16 protein-coding genes and 1 riboswitch are annotated in these 16,781 nt (G+C 71.9%); of the genes, 8 read left to right on the top strand and 8 right to left on the bottom strand.

The features are described 5' to 3' along the window. Positions 1-266: 266 nt before the first annotated feature. Entirely contained in the window at positions 267-1,151 is an 885-nt protein-coding gene (locus tag GPA04_RS16800) for an endonuclease domain-containing protein (RefSeq protein ID WP_156225364.1), read from the bottom strand. 212 nt (positions 1,152-1,363) lie between these two features. Next, positions 1,364-2,995: a DNA recombination protein RmuC gene (locus GPA04_RS16795; protein WP_156225363.1), complete on the bottom strand. Its 1,632-nt coding sequence runs from the start codon at positions 2,993-2,995 to the stop codon at positions 1,364-1,366. Between the two features lie 157 nt (positions 2,996-3,152). After that, positions 3,153-3,241: riboswitch (TPP riboswitch) on the top strand. Positions 3,242-3,301: 60 nt separating this feature from the next. Between GPA04_RS16795 and GPA04_RS16790 the strand changes: the two genes are divergently transcribed. The 5 genes from GPA04_RS16790 to ychF are packed head-to-tail and all read left to right on the top strand — an operon-like array spanning position 3,302 to position 7,925. Continuing rightward, complete coding sequence (locus tag GPA04_RS16790) at positions 3,302-3,955, top strand: YkoF family thiamine/hydroxymethylpyrimidine-binding protein (RefSeq protein WP_156225362.1); 654 nt, start codon at positions 3,302-3,304, stop codon at positions 3,953-3,955. Beyond that, a complete protein-coding gene (locus GPA04_RS16785) occupies positions 3,952-4,536 on the top strand; it encodes an ECF transporter S component (protein WP_156225361.1) in 585 nt (194 codons plus the stop codon). The genes GPA04_RS16790 and GPA04_RS16785 overlap by 4 nt, the downstream gene beginning before the upstream one ends. Position 4,537: 1 nt before the next feature. Further along, the gene (locus GPA04_RS16780; RefSeq protein WP_156225360.1) at positions 4,538-6,049 is read left to right on the top strand and encodes an ATP-binding cassette domain-containing protein; all 1,512 of its coding nucleotides are present in this window, start codon (positions 4,538-4,540) and stop codon (positions 6,047-6,049) included. Next, positions 6,046-6,786 carry an energy-coupling factor transporter transmembrane component T family protein gene (locus GPA04_RS16775; RefSeq protein WP_156225359.1) on the top strand — a complete coding sequence of 247 codons (741 nt, stop codon included), beginning with the start codon at positions 6,046-6,048 and terminating at the stop codon, positions 6,784-6,786. Before GPA04_RS16780 ends, GPA04_RS16775 begins: the two co-directional genes overlap by 4 nt. 50 nt (positions 6,787-6,836) lie before the next feature. Next, a complete protein-coding gene (gene ychF, locus GPA04_RS16770) occupies positions 6,837-7,925 on the top strand; it encodes a redox-regulated ATPase YchF (RefSeq protein WP_156225358.1) in 1,089 nt (362 codons plus the stop codon). Between the two features lie 44 nt (positions 7,926-7,969). Here ychF and GPA04_RS16765 read toward each other — a convergent pair whose 3' ends face one another. Beyond that, positions 7,970-8,569 carry a TetR/AcrR family transcriptional regulator gene (locus GPA04_RS16765; protein ID WP_156225357.1) on the bottom strand — a complete coding sequence of 200 codons (600 nt, stop codon included), beginning with the start codon at positions 8,567-8,569 and terminating at the stop codon, positions 7,970-7,972. A 161-nt stretch (positions 8,570-8,730) separates the two neighbouring features. Between GPA04_RS16765 and GPA04_RS16760 the strand changes: the two genes are divergently transcribed. Continuing rightward, positions 8,731-9,189 carry a nuclear transport factor 2 family protein gene (locus GPA04_RS16760; RefSeq protein ID WP_156225356.1) on the top strand — a complete coding sequence of 153 codons (459 nt, stop codon included), beginning with the start codon at positions 8,731-8,733 and terminating at the stop codon, positions 9,187-9,189. Positions 9,190-9,211: 22 nt separating this feature from the next. Here GPA04_RS16760 and GPA04_RS16755 read toward each other — a convergent pair whose 3' ends face one another. Next, positions 9,212-10,093, bottom strand: coding sequence for a helix-turn-helix transcriptional regulator (locus GPA04_RS16755; protein ID WP_156225355.1), 882 nt, complete (start codon positions 10,091-10,093; stop codon positions 9,212-9,214). A gap of 117 nt (positions 10,094-10,210) precedes the next feature. Here GPA04_RS16755 and GPA04_RS16750 point away from each other — a divergent pair, with 117 nt between their 5' ends. Then, positions 10,211-11,665, top strand: coding sequence for an MFS transporter (locus GPA04_RS16750; RefSeq protein ID WP_156225354.1), 1,455 nt, complete (start codon positions 10,211-10,213; stop codon positions 11,663-11,665). Positions 11,666-11,682: 17 nt separating this feature from the next. On the opposite strand, the gene GPA04_RS16745 is transcribed toward GPA04_RS16750, so the two are convergent. Continuing rightward, entirely contained in the window at positions 11,683-12,123 is a 441-nt protein-coding gene (locus tag GPA04_RS16745; RefSeq protein ID WP_156225353.1) for a hypothetical protein, read from the bottom strand. A 345-nt stretch (positions 12,124-12,468) separates the two neighbouring features. On the opposite strand from GPA04_RS16745, the gene GPA04_RS16740 reads away from it, so the two are divergent. Next, complete coding sequence (locus GPA04_RS16740) at positions 12,469-13,179, top strand: hypothetical protein (RefSeq protein ID WP_156225352.1); 711 nt, start codon at positions 12,469-12,471, stop codon at positions 13,177-13,179. Positions 13,180-13,194: 15 nt separating this feature from the next. Here the strand turns inward: GPA04_RS16740 and GPA04_RS16735 are convergent, their stop codons facing one another. From GPA04_RS16735 to arfB, 3 genes are all read right to left on the bottom strand, one after another. Continuing rightward, positions 13,195-13,548: a cupin domain-containing protein gene (locus tag GPA04_RS16735; RefSeq protein ID WP_156225351.1), complete on the bottom strand. Its 354-nt coding sequence runs from the start codon at positions 13,546-13,548 to the stop codon at positions 13,195-13,197. Between the two features lie 156 nt (positions 13,549-13,704). Next, the gene (locus GPA04_RS16730) at positions 13,705-16,041 is read right to left on the bottom strand and encodes a glycoside hydrolase family 65 protein (protein ID WP_156225350.1); all 2,337 of its coding nucleotides are present in this window, start codon (positions 16,039-16,041) and stop codon (positions 13,705-13,707) included. A gap of 70 nt (positions 16,042-16,111) precedes the next feature. Continuing rightward, positions 16,112-16,561 carry an alternative ribosome rescue aminoacyl-tRNA hydrolase ArfB gene (gene arfB / locus GPA04_RS16725; protein ID WP_156225349.1) on the bottom strand — a complete coding sequence of 150 codons (450 nt, stop codon included), beginning with the start codon at positions 16,559-16,561 and terminating at the stop codon, positions 16,112-16,114. Between the last annotated feature and the right edge of the window lie 220 nt (positions 16,562-16,781).

The raw sequence follows: 16,781 nt of genomic DNA, 5'->3' as shown, positions 1-16,781 counted from the left end.
TGCCGGGGAGGCTGCGCCGGGAGGCGGTCCGTAGCGGGCAGAATTCGTCGCTCTTGGTGGCGGCAACCGGTTGTCATGAGCCGTTTCGGCCGATGCGCGACGAGTTCTTCCCGCAGGTCGCGACCACGCCGCGCCCCCGCGTCCGCGCCCCGGGTCCGCGCGCCTCCGCCCCACGCCGTGGTCGGATGCCTGCACGACCGCGTCGCGAACCGTGTCAGCCCCGGTAGTGGGCAGAATCGGTCGCTCTTCGTGGCGGCAACCGGTTGTCATGAGCCATGTCGGCCGATGCGCGACGAGTTCTTCCCGCGCGCGCGGTCGCGCAGGGTGATGGCCCTCCGGATGGTCGTCAGCACGTACTCGGGGTTCTCGACGAGCATGCGGTAGGTGACATGGAGAACCATCCAGTCCGCCAGCTCCAGGGCGTTGTGACGTATCCGGTCCGACTCGAAGACGTCCGGAAGGCTGTGGACCTCACGGCCGTCGATCTCGACCGCGAGCTTCCGGTCGGTGAAGGCGACGTCCAGGAAGTAGCGGTGCCCCTCGAGCGAGATCGGCACGTTGGCGCGCCAGCCGGTGATCCCTGCTGCATGCAACATCCGATGCGCCAGCCGTTCGGCCGCCGACCACGGCTCGGCCCGTGACTCCAGCAGCAGTCGCCGCCGCTCGGGGTTGCCACGTCGGCGGGTGGTCGCGGCGAGCGCGCCGCGCAGGTCCTCGATCCTGGCTTGGCGAGAGCGCAGCACGCGGTCGATGGCATCGCCGCCGTGCACCGGCGTCAGGTCGAGTGCCGTGAGGGCCGGGTGGGTAAGCCGGAGACCGCCGGAGACCGTGACGAGCTCGGGCGGGATGTCGCGCCGCAGGAAGCGCAGACCCTCACGGTGAACCGTCGCCCGGCAGGCCACCTCCAGCTCGCCGACGTCGATCTCCGGCCAGAACGTCGCGGCAGCGGCAGCCGCTCCCACGATGACGGCGTCCGGCCGCCAGGCCGCGACGGCGGTGGCTCGCCAGTGCGGGTCGCTGACGACGTCGCGTCGGAGGTAGGTCCCCGGGAGGAACTGGACCAGGCGCCCTGCAGCCGCGTGGCGCGACACCGCGCTGGTGCTCATCTGGTTCTCGCCCATCCGGACGAGGTGCGGGATTGCGATCGACATCCGCCGACGATGCCGCCACGAGAGCGGCGTCCGCTCAGCCGATGGCGGGGTGCTGTGGACAGCGGTGCATCAGGGCGCACCTGTGGACAGCCGAACCGGCGCCACGGTGGGCAGAATTCGTCGCTGGTCAGCCTTGCAACCGGTTGTTTTGTGCCATCGACCCTGATGGGTGGCGACTTCTGCCCGGTCCTGCGGGCGGCCCAGACCCAGGCCTACGCCCGCTTGCGGCGCCGGTCGGTGTCGGTGCGGTCGAGGTCGCTGAGCTGGAGGAGGGCGAGGACCTCGTCGTCCTCCTCGGGGCCGAGCACCGCGCGGCGCTCGGCATCGGCCGCGTCAGCGTCGTGAGGGGCTGCGGTGAGCGCGGGGCGGGCGGGCGGCTCGTCCTCGGCGTACAGGTCGGGCTTGGCGGCGGGGACAGCGAGCAGCTCGAGCGGCGGCGGGGTCTGCATCGCGGGTTCGAGGCCCTGCAGCTCGCTGAAGCGCCGCACCTGCGTGATGAGGGTGGCGTCGAGCGACTTGTTGAGCTTGTTGAACTGCTCGACGGTGCCGTTGAGCTTGCGGCTGAGCTCGGTCAGGTGCTTGCCCACGGTGCCGAGGCGCTTGTGCAGCTCCTTGCCGACCTCGAAGACCTGCTGCGCCTCGCTGGCGAGCTTCTCCTGGCGCCAGGTGTAGCCCACGGTGCGCAGCAGCGCGACCAGCGTGGCCGGTGTGGCCATCACGACGTTCTTCTCGAAGGCCCGCTCCCACAGGGTCGGGTCCTGCTCGAGCGCGGCGTTGAGGAAGGTCTCGGCGGGGATGAACATCACCACGAACTCGGGTGTGGAGCTGAGCGCGTCCCAGTACGCCTTGGTGCCGAGGGAGTCGATGTGGTCGCGGACGTGGCGGGCGTGCGCGAGCAGGCGCTTGTTGCGCACGGCCTCGTCGGTGGCCTCCATCGCCTCGAGGTAGCCGCTGAACGCCACCTTCGAGTCGACGATGACGTTCTTGTCGCCCGGCAGGTGCACCACGAGGTCCGGACGCAGCACGCCGTCATCGGTCTGCACGGTCTGCTGCTCGGTGAAGTCGACGTGGGCGAGCATCCCTGACGCCTCGACGACCCGCCGCAGCTGCAGCTCGCCCCATCGACCCCGGACCTGCGGGGCACGCAGCGCGGTGACCAGCTGCGAGGTCTCGGTGCGCAGCTGGTCCGAGGACGTCTGCATCGCGCGGACCTGCTCGGCCAGCGCACCGTGCGCCTCGGCCCGCGCCTGCTCGGCAGCGCTCATCTGGCTGCGGACGTCGCCGAGGGTCTTGGCGAGCGGCTCCACGAGCGAGCGCACCGCCTGCTCGCGCTTGGCGAGCTCGGCCTGGCTGACCTCTTCGGCCCGCTTCAGCCGCTGCTCGGCCTGCCGCAGGAACGCCTCGTTGTTGGCGGCGAGCGCCTGCGCGGACAGCGCCGTGAACTCGTCCTTCAGACGTTGCTGGTCCGCCTTCAGCTCGGCGAGCCGCAGCTGTGCCGACTCGCGCTCGCCGCGCAGCTGCTCGGCAGCCCGCTGCTCGACCTCCGCCACCCGCTCGGTCGCGACCCGCTCCGCCTCCGCGAGCCGCTCCGCCGCACCGCGCTCGAGGTCGGCGAGCCGCTGCTGCCACGCGGCATCCTTGTCGGCGACCCGCTGGTCCGCGCTCGCCTGCACATCGGCCAGCCGGTGCTGGGCGGTGGCGTGAGCATCGGCGAGCCGCTGCTCGGCGGCGTGACGGACCGCCTCGAGATCACCGCCGCCGGCGGTGCGGCGGCCCACGAACCAACCGATCACGGCGCCGGCGAGCAGCCCGAGGACGCAGAGCAGCAGGGGCAGGAGTTCCATGTCCACGAGACTGTCACGCGTCACCGACATCGCGGCTCAGCCGCGCCGTTCCGCCGCGAACGGGCCAGGTCGAGCCGTTCCGTGCCGGCTCCGCGGAGCGGCCCATCCCTCGGACACCGGTGGTCAAGCCGTGCAGCGCTGACTAGCGTGGTCCTCACCACGGGAGTCCGGTAGCGGCCGGGCTGAGAGGAAGGTTCCCAACCTTCGACCGTCGAACCTGATCCGGATCATGCCGGCGCAGGGAGGCTCACGCAGGGCGTCATCGGACGACCTCGCGTCCCGTGACCGCACGAGAGTGAGGCCACGATGACCAGCACCGCCACCGCCCCGATCGACCCGATCGACCCGACCGACCCGATCGCCGCCGCTGCGGCTCTCGGGGTCGGCGCACGCGTGACCCTGTCGGTGATGGCCGACGACTACGTCCGCGTCATCACCCAGGCGATCTCCGCCGTCGAGACCCACGATCTCGAGGTCGACACCGACAAGGTGTCGACCTTCGTCCGCGGTCCCGAGCACCGGATCGCCGAGTACCTGCGCGACCTCATCGGCGCCGCGTCCGCGCACGGGCACCACGTGGTGGCGACCGTGATGATCTCGCGGGGCTGCCCCGGCGAGGTGTGCGGCGTCGTCGGTCCGCCGCAGGCGCCCACGCCGCACCTGGCGCCCGCCGGCGTGCCGGTTCAGGCGCAGTGGTCGCTCTACCCCTTGTTCGACCCCGACGGCGGAGCTCGCCCGGGCGATCATCTCGCCCCGGTGTGGGCGGCGATCGAGCGGGCCAAGCAGGCGGGCACCTACCTGCGCTCGGAGCACTTCGCCACGACCCTGCAGGGCGACCTGGCCGACGTCCTCGTGACGATGCTCGACACCTGGCTCGCCGCGGCGCAGGCGACCCAGCACGTCGTCACGCACGCCACGATCGTCGCCAACAGCCCGGTAGCGTCCCAGGACCTGCGATGAGGGCGCGGTGGAAGACCCGCGACGTGATGCTGACGGTCGTGCTCGGTGTGACGTTCGGGTTCCTGTACTGGGCGCTCGTGCAGGCCTGGACCGCGTTGTCGGTCCTCGCGGGTCCGTTCGGCGACCTGACCCAGCACGTGCTGCTCGGCGGCTGGCTGCTGGTGGCGCCGGTCGCGGTGGCGATCACGCGCCGACCGGGCTCGGGCGTGGTGGCCGAGGTCATGGCCAGCATCGTCGAGGTCGTGTTCCTCGGCTCACCGGTGGGTCCGATGCTGCTGATCGCCGCGCTGCTGCAGGGTGTGGGGAGCGAGCTGCCGTTCGCGCTCACCCGGTACCGGCGCTTCGGCTGGGGGATCTATGCGGTCTCCGGAGCGCTGGGCGCCCTGCTCGTGTTCGGGTTCTCGGCCGCACGGGCGGGCTGGTTCGGTTCCGACCTGCTCGCGCTGCGGCTCGGTCTGCAGATCGCCTCCGGCGTGCTGCTGGGAGGCCTGCTCGCGCGCGTGCTCGTGTCCGCGCTGCGCCGCACCGGCGTGCTCGAGTCGTTCGCGATCGCGCGCGAGCCCGCGCCCGCGAGGACCTGAGATGAGCGCTCTGCGCATCCGTGACCTCACGGTCCGCACCGCGCAGGGTCGCACGCTGCTCGCCGGGGTCGACCTCGACGTCGACCCCGGGGAGCAGGTGCTCCTGGTCGGCCCCTCCGGCTCGGGGAAGTCCACGTTGCTGCGAGTGGTCGCGGGCCTGGACCCCGCGCCCGGCGGGACCGTGACCGGGTCCGTGGTGGTGGCAGGGCAGGAGGTCATCGGTCGCGACCCGGAGCTCGACCATCCTCCGCTCGATGTCGGGTGGCTGCCGCAGGACCCGGCCGCCGGGGTGTGCCTGCCGGTCGTGCTCGACGACGTGGCATTCGGGTGCGAGAACCGCGCCTGGCCGGTGCCGCGCATCGAGGCGGCCGTGGCGGCGGCGCTGAGAGCCGTGGACGCCTGGGAGTGGCGGGACCGGGACAGCGGCACGCTCTCGGCCGGGCAGGCGCAACGCGCCGGGCTCGCCGCCGCGCTCGCACCGCGACCCGCCCTGCTGCTGCTCGACGAGCCGACAGCGCTCCTCGACCCCGGCGCGCTGCGCGGCGTGCAGGCGGTGGTGAGCGCGCTGCAGAGTCCTGCCGTGATGCTGGTCGAGCACCGCCTCGACGAGTGGGCCGACGCGGGTGAGCTTCCGCGCCGGGTCGTCGCGCTCGAGGGCGGCCGCGTGATCGCCGACGGCCCCGCCACCCGGGTCTGGTCCCAGGTCGGGCCCGCGCTCGCGCGCGCGGGCTGCCACCTGCCCTGGTCGCTCGAGGCGACCCTCCCGGGTCCCGAGCTCGACGGCGCAGCGCCACTCCCGCCGTCGGGCTCGCCCGGGCGGGTCTCGCCCGGGGCGAGCCTCCTCGCGACGACGGGTCTGGCCGTCGGCCGCGAGAGCGCGGTGCTCACGGACGTGGAGGTGAGCGTGCGTGCGGGGGAGGTGGTGGCGGTGGTCGGGTCGAACGGGTCCGGGAAGTCGACGCTGCTGCACACGCTGGCGGGTGAGCTGCGCGCGCTCGCGGGCAGCATCGACCGCGCGGGTGGCCGCCCGGCGCTGGTGCTCGGTGACGCCGAGCAGCAGTTCCTCGCGGCGACGGTCGCCGCCGAGGTGGCGTTCGACGGCGCCGGTGCCGAGGTGGTCGAGGCCACGGTGGCGGCGCTGGGGCTGGATCCGGAGGCGTCGGTGCACCGGCTCTCCGGCGGCGAGCAGCGGCGGCTGTCGCTGGCGACCGTGCTGCAGGGGGAGCGTGCCGTGGTGCTCGCGGACGAGCCCACGCACTCGCTGGACCGTGCCGGCGTGCGGTGGACCGTGCGGGCGCTGCGCGCCGTGGCCGACGCCGGTCGCGGGGTGCTGCTGACCAGCCACGACCTGCGCTTCGTGCTCGAGGTCGCCGACAGGGTCTACGTAGTCCGCGACGGCCGCCTGCTCGGTGGCGGCGCCACGGCCGAGGTGCTCGCCGGTGAGCTCCTCGTGCTTGCCGGGCTGCCGCTGCCGGCAGCGGCGCGTGCCCGGCTCCGAGGGGCCGCGGCGTGAGCCGGTTGAACCCGTTGACGCCACTCGGGCTGCTGCTCGTCCTGGGTGCGGCGGTCTCGTTCGTGCTCGACGGCGTCGCTCTGGTCGGTCTGCACGGCTGGTTGGTGGTGGTGCTGGCGTGCGGGCTGCGCGTCGGCGTGGCCGAGCTGGCGCGGACGCACCTGGTGTTCGTGCCGTTCGCGCTGGGGGTGCTGATGACGAACGCGGTGAGCCGATCCGGTGCGGTGCTCGCGGAGCTGGGACCGTTGGACGTCACCGACGTCGGGGTCCGGGTTGGTCTCGCGCTGGCGCTGCGCGTGCTGGTGGTAGCGGTCCCGGCGGTGGTGGTGGGGCGCCGCACCGACCCGACCCGGCTGGTGGTGGCCGCGATGCAGCACCTGCCGTTGCGGCCGCGGGGCGGGTTCGCGGTGCTGACGGCGCACCGGATGCTCGCCGACATGCCGCAGCGGTGGCAGCTGCTGCTCGCGGCCGGACGCAGCCGGGCTCCGCTGGACCGCCGCGGCGCACCCCGGCTCGGGGTCTGCGGGTACGCCCGTGCGGCGATGGGGTTGCTGGTCGGCGGCATCCGGCGCGGCAACCGGATCGCCGACGCGCTGGACGTGCGGGGTATCGGGGCACCCGCCCGCACGGCGCGGCTGCAGGAGCCGTTCAGCAGGGCGGACGCGCTCGTGGCGGCCGTGGTGGTGCTCGGGGCGGTGACGGCGGCGGTCGGGCCGAGTACCGCCGTCGGGCCCTGAGCCGCCTGCCCGAACCGACGGCCGGGTCCAGGCCAGTAGGCTTGACCCCCGTGGCTCTGACGATCGGGATCGCTGGACTGCCGAACGTCGGCAAGTCCACGTTGTTCAACGCGCTCACTCGCGCGACCGTGCTCGCGGCGAACTACCCGTTCGCCACGATCGAGCCGAACGTCGGGGTGGTGCCGCTGCCGGACCCGCGGCTCGCCGTCCTCGCCGAGGTGTTCGGGAGCGAGCGGATCGTGCCCGCGACCGTGAGCTTCGTCGACATCGCCGGCATCGTGCGCGGCGCGAGCGAGGGGGAGGGGCTGGGCAACCAGTTCCTCGCCAACATCCGCGAGGCCGACGCGATCTGCGTGGTGACACGCGCCTTCGACGACCCCGACGTCGTCCACGTCGACGGCAAGGTCGACCCGGGCTCGGACATCGAGACGATCCTCACCGAGCTCCAGCTCGCCGACCTCCAGACGCTGGAGAAGGCGATCCCGCGGCTCGAGAAGGAGATCCGCGGCAAGAAGACCGACCCGGCGGTGCTGGCCGCGGTGCAGACGGCGATCGAGCTGCTCCAGAAGGGCACACCGCTCAGCGCGTCCGCGGGCGCGCTGGACAGCGAGGCGTTCGCCGCGCTGCGCGAGTTCGGGCTGATGACCACCAAGCCCTTCATCTACGTCTTCAACTCCGACGACGGCGTGCTCGCCGACCCGGACCGGCAGGCCGAGCTGCGCGCACTCGTCGCACCGGCCGACGCGATCTTCCTCGACGCGAAGTTCGAGGCCGAGCTCGTCGAGCTCGAGCCCGACGAGGCGGCCGAGATGCTGGCCGACAACGGTCAGGACGAGGCCGGGCTGGACCAGCTCGCCCGGGTCGGCTTCGACACCCTCGGGCTGCAGACCTACCTGACCGCCGGGCCGAAGGAGGCCCGGGCCTGGACGATCCACAAGGGCTGGACCGCCCCGCAGGCGGCCGGCGTGATCCACACCGACTTCCAGAAGGGCTTCATCAAGGCGGAGGTCACCTCCTTCGAGGACCTGGTCGCCGCCGGGTCCGTCGCCGAGGCGCGCGCTCGCGGCAAGGCCAGGATCGAGGGCAAGGACTACGTGATGGTCGACGGCGACGTGGTGGAGTTCCGCTTCAACGTCTAGTCCCGTGCCCGGGCCAGACGCGGGAGTCGGTCGGTGCAGGCGACCTAGGGTGCGGTTCCCCGGAGGAACTGGCGCACCGCCGCATCGATGAGCTCCTCGAGCCGGTCCGCGTCGACCGAGCCGTTGTTGACCAGGGTGGCGAGGCCGTTGATCGTGGCGTAGAGGACGAGGCCGATCTCCTCGTGAGGGCCGCTGTGGATGAGGCGCCGGTCCTGGCCCTCGTGAATCAGGTCGACGAAGGGTTCGAAGGCCTTCTCCACCGAGGATGTGAGCTCGGTCTTCTCCGGCTGGTGCTTCGTCGCATTCATCAGCTCCAGGAGTGCGGGGTTCTCCGTCGCGAAGCGCGCGAAAGCTGACGACGCGCGGCTGACTCGCGCAGCGAGGTCCGGGTCGCCGTCCGCGACCGCGTGGCGGATCGCCTCGCCGAGGCGACCGAATCCTGCCTCGGCCAGGGCATCCAGCAGATCCTGGCGCTCCGGGAAGTGCCGCCGCGGGGCCGCGTGGCTCACGCCCACCTCTCGAGCGAGGTCGCGCAGCGAGAGCTGAGCGACGCCTCGCTCGCGCAGGCTGCGCTCCGCGGCATCCAGGAGAGCCGTGCGCAGGCCGCCGTGGTGGTAGCGGTGCCGGTCCGTCTGCGCGTCCACAGGCCCACCATAGCCGCCGTGTAGGCATTGACAACATCAGTAGGCACTGCCTACATTGCGTTCATCCATCGGGGAGACGGCGCACGGCGATGCCCGAGCCGATCGGGACGGCTCACCAGCCCCGCCCGACCCCGGACACCGACAACCCCAGGGATCCCGCCATGACTCTCGAGACAGACCGTGCCGACATCATCGAGCTCTTCGGACGCTACGCCGACATCGCCGACACCAAGAACTTCTCCGAGCTGCCCCCGCTCGTCCACACCGATCCCTTCACCATGGACGTCGAATCCCTCGGCGGGATGCCGCCTCTCCAGGCGTCGCTCGCGGACTACGCCCACGCTCTGAGCAGCTCGTTCGAGCCGTTCGTCGCCACCCACCACGCCATCACCGGGCATGTCATCACCATCGACGGCGACCACGCCACCGCTCGTGCCCACGTGCGGGCCGAGCACTGGGTGCCCGACGACGTCGCGGCCGGTGGCCCCAACCGCTGGCTGGTCGTCGGCTTCTACGACAACGAGGCCGTCCGCACGGCACGCGGTTGGCGGTTCAGCAAGGTCAAGCTCACCGCCGCCTACCAGGAGAACGCGCACCTCCTGGCCTCGCCCGGGGCCTAGTGGGGGCCGGCAGCCGGCGCACTCACGAGGTCGACAGGAGCAGGCGCAACGCGGCGGCGGAGGCGCTGCCAGGTGCGGCCGTGTGGGTGAGAAGGCGTTGCCCGTTGCCCTCGGGCAGGTGCAGCACCTCGTACCGGAGGTCGAGGCTTCCGACCTCCGGGTGCCGGAACCGCTTCGTCCCGCTGGTGCACAGCCGGACATCGTGCTCGGCCCAGAGCCGGGCGAAAGCGATGCTGTTCATGCTGAGCTCACCGACCAGCTCGGCCAGGCGCCGGTCATCGGCGAACTGCCCGGCCACGTACCGCAGCGAAGCGACGGCGTGGGCGGCCTCCTCGGTCCAGTCGGCGTAGAGGTCACGGGTGTGCTCGTCCAGGAACAGCAACCTGAGCTGGTTCGGGCGGTCGTCCACGCGGGTGGGCGCGTCCCGCTCGAGATGGCCCGCGAGCAGCAGGTGTCCGGCCCGGTTCCACGCGAGGATGTCGTTGAAGCGGCCCAGAATCACCGCAGGCACATCGCCCATCGAGTGCAGCAGCTGCTCCGCACCGGGCCTGGCGACCTCGGGCTCCGACGAGACGCGGGGGCGCTTCCTCGGCACCGGGTGGGCCAGCGCGTGCAGGTGTGCGCGTTCGTCGGCGTCGAGCTGCAACGCGCGGGCGAGCGCATCGGTGATCGCGTCCGAGGCGTTCTGCGACTGCCCCTGCTCCAGCCGGGTCAGGTAGGTCACCGACACGCCTGCGAGCTGGGCCAGCTCCTCGCGGCGCAGTCCCGGCACCCGCCGACGACCGTAGCTGCTGACACCGGCCTCGCCCGGCGTGATCCGGTCGCGGCGCGAGCGCAGGAAGTCACCCAGCTCCGTGACCGGACGATCGGTCTCGGCGGACGTGTCGATGGGGCGTCGCTCCATGCTCACCAGTGTCCCTCGTCCGTCGACGCCGAACCTGTCCCTGTCAGTGGTAGGCACCCGCAGCCTCGGTCGCGCAGGGATCTGGCTGCCTCCGAGGGCCCCGGCGAGCGTGGACGCATGAGCCCGACCGACACCTCACCGCGATCGACATCGACGACGCCCGCCGCCCGTACCGAGCGGTTCGCACCCGCCCAGACGATCGCGATGGCGGTTCTCCTGACGGCCAACTTCACGCTCGCCGTCGACTTCTCGATCCTCAACGTCGCGCTGCCGCACATCGGCAGCGAGCTGGGTTTCGCCACCTCGGCGCTGCAGTGGACCGTCACCTCCTTCGCCCTGTGCGCGGCGGGGTTCACCCTCTTCTTCGGCCGGGTGGCCGATCTGTTCGGCCGCAGGCGGCTGTTCATGAGCGGCATCGTCCTGCTCGGGATCTCGTCGCTGGCGGGCGGCCTGGCCACCGGACCGGAGCTGCTGCTGATCGCCCGCGTCGGTCAGGGCATCGCGACCGCGATGGTCACCCCCGCCGCGCTGTTGCTGATGACCACCATGTTCCCTGAGGGGCCGGCGCGCTCGCGCGCTCTCGGGCTCAACGGTGCGCTGATGGCCGCCGGCTTCACCGCCGGTGCGGTCCTGGGCGGTCTGCTGACCGGCACGGTCTCCTGGCGGTGGGCGTTCTTCATCAACGTCGTCGTCAGCCTCGGTGTCGTCCTCGTCGGCCCGTTCGTCCTGCGCGAGCCTGCCTCTCGCGCCCGCTCGAGGCTCGACGTCCCGGGCGCCGTCACCATCACTCTCGCTCTGGTCGCGCTGGTGCTCGGCATCGACACCGCCGGGCGCGCAGGCTGGGCGCATCCCGGTACGTGGGGTGCGATGCTCGCCGCGCTGGTCCTTGTCGCGGTCTTCCTGAGGATCGAGTCCGGCACCGCTGAGCCACTCATCGCGCCGTCCCTGCTGAAGCGGGGCAGCATCGCCTGGGGCAACCTCGCCGGCCTGCTCGCCTTCGCCACCGAGACCTCGCTGGTGTTCCTGCTGACGCTGTACCTCCAGGACAGCCTCGGCTACGACGCCCTCACGGCAGGCCTGATCCTCGCCGTGCTCGGCGTCGGCACCGTCCTCGGCGGTCTGGTCGCGCCTCGGGTCATCGGGCGCTTCGGTTCCAGAAGTGCGATCGTCGCCGGACTGACCATGCAGGCCGCCGCGACGCTGCCGCTGGCGTTCGTCTCCGACAGCCGCGGGTGGCTGATCCCGCTGCTCGTGCTCACCTTCCTCGGGGGTGTCGCCAACCTCGTCGCGATCGTCGGGTACGTCGTCACCTCCACCACGGGTGTCCCCTCGGAGCAGCAGGGCCTGGCGACCGGCCTGGTCACGATGAGCCAGCAGGTCGGTATCGCGCTCGGTACGCCGGTCATGTCCGCTGTCGTGACCGCGTTCGCCGCGGCCACGCTGCTGCCCGGGCTCCGCGTCGCCATCGGCGCCAATGCCGCTCTCACCCTCGCTGCCGCGATTCTCCTTGCTCTCGTCCTCCGGCGACCGGAGACGACGACGTCAGCGCAGGCCCCAGCAGGAGCGCACTGAACGAGGGTTGCTCGCCGTCAGGGCTCGCGGCGGTTCAGCTCCCGTTGCCACTGCTGGCTCTCCGAGCCGTAGTCGGCGAAGTGTCTGCCGGTGCCGTGAGCGGTGTCGGGACCGGGGCGCGCACGGCGTAGCCGGTCGCCGCCGACCCGATCGACGGCGCCGGTCGCGAGCATGAAGATCGCTACCGGGATCCCGATCACGCTCGCCACCACCGCTGCCATGACCCAGACGTTCGATCCCCAGCCTTCGACGATCGCCTGCCACAGCCAGCGGTGACCGCCCATCCAGATCGCGGCCCCCAGGAGCGCCAGCGAGATCAGTGTCCGCCACCAGCGCCCGAACATCAGCAGCAGGAGCAACGCCCACAACGTCCCCGACAGCGCGATCGCGACGGCGCCGCCGACCAGCAGGATCAGGATGGTCGCCCACCAGGGCAGTCCGCTCGCGTCGATCGTCATGGTCGAAGGTTGGGGCTTGCACGAGCTCGCCCACAAGGCAGCGCACGGGTGGCTCCGGGGTCGCCGCGCATCGGTGCAGGGTGAGGCCGGTGCCCGCACCTCGGGCGGGCCGACGCGCTCGCCATGCTCCTGCGCGGCCGTCGTCCGCCGCGAAGGCGCTTCTCGGCATGGCGGCGGCAGGACGCTCTGCTCATCCGCTGTGGGACAGGACGCGCACGCAGTGACGTGCCCGCCGGCGCGGTCGGCGAGGTCTCGGACGGCGTCAGCAGCAGCGGCGTTGGTAGCGTTCGGCGCACGTCGGCGCGGGCCATCCGTGGGACGTCGAGTGAGCAGAAGGGCCGAGCCTTGTCGACAGTCAGAGACCTCGTCTTCCACGACAGCGAGGGCCGCACGACGACGTTCGCGATGGGCGATCGCGACCACCTGACGTTCTCGACGGCGTTCGACACCTTCGTGCGAGCACACCTGAGCGAGGCGAACACCACCTTTCGTATCGAGCGGGTGCTCACCGACGAGTTCCTGGTCATCGAGACCGCGGTGGGAGTGATCGGTCGGAGCCGGGGTGGCGAGGAGCCAGAGACGACGTACCGTCGCTACGAGCGTCACAGCGACATGACCGAGTACGCCCTTCGCTTCGCCCACAGCGGCTACTCGGCACTCGATCGGTCCGAGCCGTGGGAGTCCGACCGCGCGAGCGTGCTGTCCGAGGCACCGGTCGTGAACACCGCGCTCGGCCACCTGCAGGAGCAGGAGGCGCACGAGGCACGGCAACGTGAGGTCCGCGAGATGCCGCAGCTCGACCGCGCGCTCCTGACCACCTTCTACAAGGCGTGGGCCGACCACGGGTACGTCGAGTACGCCAGCGACGAGGAGCAGTACTACGTGCTGTTCGACAGCATGACGACCGAGGATGCCGGTGCGGCACGGGCAGAGCTGATCACGGTGATTCAGGCCCTGGGCCTCGAGATCGTGGACACGCCCGAGAGCGCGAGCGCCGGCGAGGTGTGGGTACGAGCGGACCCGCGTGTCGACGCCGAGCTGGAGCAGTGGGCATGACCTGCGCAGCGACGGCTAGCTCGATGCGGATTCAGGCCCCACCACGGTCTCGCTCGGCTGGCCCGCCGCGTCGCCCTTGAGCTCGACGAAGATCGTGTGCGTGGGCGTCGTGCCGGTGTTGTGCCCGGAATGGCGTTGCGCGGGCAGCCACACCGCCTGACCTGCCGGGAGGGAGACATCCAGCTCGCGGTCGCCAGCGGCCAGGCGTCGGTCGAAGGCGGAAAGCGTGACCATGACGCTGTTCGGATGGCGGTGCGGGGTGGTCTGCACCCCCGGTGTGTCGGTGTACTCCAGCACGCGGACGAAGTCGTTCTCCCACAGCACGCGGTAGTGCGCGGGGTTGGTGGTGATCGGGTCGTCGTCGGCCACGATCGCACTGTACGCCGCGACCTTCGTCGCTGGCCAGGAGAGTTCCTGGCCGCGCCCTCCCGGTCGCTGGGTCGGCTCGGGGTGATCACGGCTGGATGGCTGGGGGCTACCGCAGGTCGGCGTCGCACAGCAGCGCGGCCATCTCGCACGCCAGGCTCAGGCCCGTGGTGCGCGCCCGGTCGGCTGGTTCGGCTCGGGGAGCAACGGGGTCGGCTCGCGCAACGGTGCGCTGGCCGGCGCGCCCGGTGCGACCTCCATCGGTTCGCCGTCGATCACGACGCCCACGGGGTGCTCGCCCCGCAGCATCGTCACGGTCGTGCCCGCCCGCGTGGTCTCCACCTGCAGCAGCCGCCCGCGCCACGTGACCCGGTAACACATCCGCGTCAGCTGTGAGGGCAGCAGCGGCGCCAGCTCGAGGTCCTCGTGGTCCTCGCGCAGGCCACCCAGACCTGCGGTGAGCGCGAGCCACGTGCCGCCCACCGATGCCAGGTGCAGGCCCTCCTCGGTGTCTCCTTGCAGGTCGCGGAGGTCGACGAGCGCGCACTCGCGCAGGTACCGGTAGGCCAGGTCGGGGTGCTGCGCCTTGGCGCATGCGACCGCCTGCGCGCCGGCCGAGAGCGAGGAGTCGCGCACGGTGCGCGCCTCGTAGTAGTCGACGTCGCGCGCGATCTGCTCGTCGGTGAAGTCCTCCCGGCACCACCACAGCGCCAGCTCGGTGTCGGCCTGCTTGAGGATCTGGTGCCGGTAGATCGTCGAGTAGTGGTGGTGCTCCTGCACCGGGTAGTGACCGTTCTCCTCGAAGTCCCACTCCTGGTAGGACGTGAAGCCGGTGTTCGCGGCGTGGACCTGGCGCCGCTCGTCCCAGGGCACGTGGACGGCGGTCGCGGCCGCCCGCCAGCGCTGTGTCTCCTCAGGTGTCACCCCGAGCTCTGCCGCCTCCTGCGAGAGCTGCTCGCACACCTCGGCGGCGCGCACCAGGTTGCGTCGAGCCATCAGGTTCGTGAAGAGGTTGTCGTCGACGACGCCGGTGTACTCGTCCGGCCCCGTCATCCCGAACAGGTGCCAGACGCCGTCGAGGTCGTGATGCCCGAGCGAGAGCCACAGCCGTGCCGTCTCCACCAGCACCGCGAGTCCGCCCAACGGCACCGGGCCGGTGCCGGTGACGTGCCCGTGCAGCCAGAACGCCCGGGAGACGTCGGCGTTGACGTGCATCGCGGCGGTGCTGGCCGGCCAGTACGCCGAGGTCTCGCGGCCGTCGATCGTGCGCCACGCGAACGACGCGCCCTGCAGCCCGAGCACCCGCGCGCGCTCGCGCGCCGCGTCCAGCGTCGAGGCGCGCCATGCGAGCAGCCGGGAGGCCGCGTCGGGCACCAGCAGCGACAGCGTCGGGATCACGAAGCCTTCGATGTCCCAGAAGGTGTGACCGCTGTACCCCAGCCCGGTCAGTCCCTTGGCGCCCACCGGCGCGCCCTCGGTGCACGCGGTGCCGGTCAGCAGCGTGAAGATGCTGAAGCGCAGAGCCTGCTGGAGCTCGTCGTCGCCCTCGACCTCGACGTCGGCCACCGCCCACAGCCCGTCGAGCTCCTCGCGCTGGGCGGCGACCAAGCCGTCCCAGCCCCGGTCCACACCCGAGTCGACGACGGCGCGGGCTGCCTCGAGCTCCGAGGCTGCGGTGGTGCTCGTCGACCACACGTGCCCGAACGTCTTGATGATCTCCAGCGCGTGGCCGGCCGTGAGCGCGGCGGTGATCGTCGTGACCACGTGGTCGTCGGCCGCGGCGTGGGTGTCGATGTCGTCCGCGCCGTCGACGACGTGGCGGACCGCGGCCGCGACCGTCATCCCGGTGCGGCGGGTCACGGCACTCAGCGCACCGCCGTCGTCGCCGTGGCTGAGCGCGAGCTGCTCGAACGGGTGGTCGAGGACATCGGCCACGCGCGGGTCGTCGCTGTCGACCTCGGGCGGGCTGGCCCCGAGCACGAGCTGCGAGCGCACGACGACGTGAGCTGCGCCGTCGAGCACCCGCACCCGGTAACGGATGGCGGCCAGCGAACGCTCCCGCAGCGACACCAGCCGCTGCGACCGCAGCTCGAGCCGGGCGCCGGCGAGCGTGCGCCACACCAGCACCCGTTCGAGGATCCCCGTGCGCAGGTCGAGCGTCCGGTGGTGGGACTCCGGCTCGATCGTGCGGATGTCGAGGGGGGTGCCGTCGACGACGAGCCGCAACGGCGTGGCATCGGCGACGGCGATCATCGCCTGCCCCTCCTCGGGGTGCCCGTACCCCTCCTCGGGGTAGGAGAGCGGATGCGTCTCGTGCACACCGGCGAGGAACGTCCCGCGCGCACCGTGCGGCTCGACCTCGTCGAGCGTCCCGCGGATCCCGAGGTAGCCGTTGGACAGGCTGAGCAACGACTCGGTCACCGGCAACGACTCCGCCGAGACCGCAGGCTCGCGCACCTGCCAGGGATCGATCTCGAGATCCGGGGTCGACGCCATCTGCCCTCCGTCCGTGGCGCAGGGCGCCTGTGGTCAGTGTAGGGCTGGCAGATCGCCCGGCCGATGAGCGTCAGTCGTGACCGCCGGGCTGGGGGCGTCGTCGCGCCTGCTTGGTCTCCGACCGCTCCCGCTTGGCGGCGAGACGACGGCGTTGCGAGCCTCGCGTGGGCCGCGTCGCCCGCCGCACGGGTGCGGGTACGACGGCGGCGCGCAGCACCGCCGCGAGGCGCTCGCGAGCGGCCGTGCGGTTCTTGCGCTGCGACCGGTGCTCGGATGCCGTGAGCGTGAGGACCGTGCCGTTCAGCTGGGGTGCGAGCCGTGCCAGCACGCGTGAACGCTGGACGTCGGTCAGCGCCGAGGTGGTGGCGAGGTCGAGGCTCAGCTGGACGCGCGAGTCGGTGGTGTTGACACCCTGCCCACCCGGACCCGAGGCGTGGGAGAACTGCTCGACCAGCTCCCGGGCGGGCACCGTCAGGCCCGCCGGTGCCCCCGGCCCTGGCGCCACACGCAGGTCGTCCATGCCCACCACTATGGCGCTCGCCGGCCAGCACGACACCGTGCGCGCAGCCGAGGTCGAGGCTCGGGTTGCCCGAGTGCTCACTTGGTTACATCCATGTTGCGGAGCACCCTGTTCCGGTATCAACTCGGTAACGATGCGTCCGATCTCACGCCCTGGGACGCTGTGAGCCACCTCACCCGTGCCTATGCTGCCCGTGTCCCAGGCACGACTACGTGCCTTT

Source organism: Pseudactinotalea suaedae (genome assembly GCF_009733815.1).
Lineage (GTDB): Bacteria > Actinomycetota > Actinomycetes > Actinomycetales > Beutenbergiaceae > Pseudactinotalea > Pseudactinotalea suaedae.
This window is presented reverse-complemented; position numbering and strand designations above follow the sequence as displayed.

Excerpts from the sequence above, each read along its gene's own strand:
- GPA04_RS16800 (WP_156225364.1), bottom strand. The coding sequence starts at position 1,151 with ATGTCGATCGCAATCCCGCACCTCGTCCGGATGGGCGAGAACCAGATG.
- GPA04_RS16795 (WP_156225363.1), bottom strand. The coding sequence starts at position 2,995 with ATGGAACTCCTGCCCCTGCTGCTCTGCGTCCTCGGGCTGCTCGCCGGC.
- GPA04_RS16790 (WP_156225362.1), top strand. The coding sequence starts at position 3,302 with ATGACCAGCACCGCCACCGCCCCGATCGACCCGATCGACCCGACCGAC.
- GPA04_RS16785 (WP_156225361.1), top strand. The coding sequence starts at position 3,952 with ATGAGGGCGCGGTGGAAGACCCGCGACGTGATGCTGACGGTCGTGCTC.
- GPA04_RS16780 (WP_156225360.1), top strand. The coding sequence starts at position 4,538 with ATGAGCGCTCTGCGCATCCGTGACCTCACGGTCCGCACCGCGCAGGGT.
- GPA04_RS16760 (WP_156225356.1), top strand. The coding sequence starts at position 8,731 with ATGACTCTCGAGACAGACCGTGCCGACATCATCGAGCTCTTCGGACGC.
- GPA04_RS16755 (WP_156225355.1), bottom strand. The coding sequence starts at position 10,093 with ATGGAGCGACGCCCCATCGACACGTCCGCCGAGACCGATCGTCCGGTC.
- GPA04_RS16750 (WP_156225354.1), top strand. The coding sequence starts at position 10,211 with ATGAGCCCGACCGACACCTCACCGCGATCGACATCGACGACGCCCGCC.
- GPA04_RS16745 (WP_156225353.1), bottom strand. The coding sequence starts at position 12,123 with ATGACGATCGACGCGAGCGGACTGCCCTGGTGGGCGACCATCCTGATC.
- GPA04_RS16730 (WP_156225350.1), bottom strand. The coding sequence starts at position 16,041 with ATGGCGTCGACCCCGGATCTCGAGATCGATCCCTGGCAGGTGCGCGAG.
- arfB (WP_156225349.1), bottom strand. The coding sequence starts at position 16,561 with ATGGACGACCTGCGTGTGGCGCCAGGGCCGGGGGCACCGGCGGGCCTG.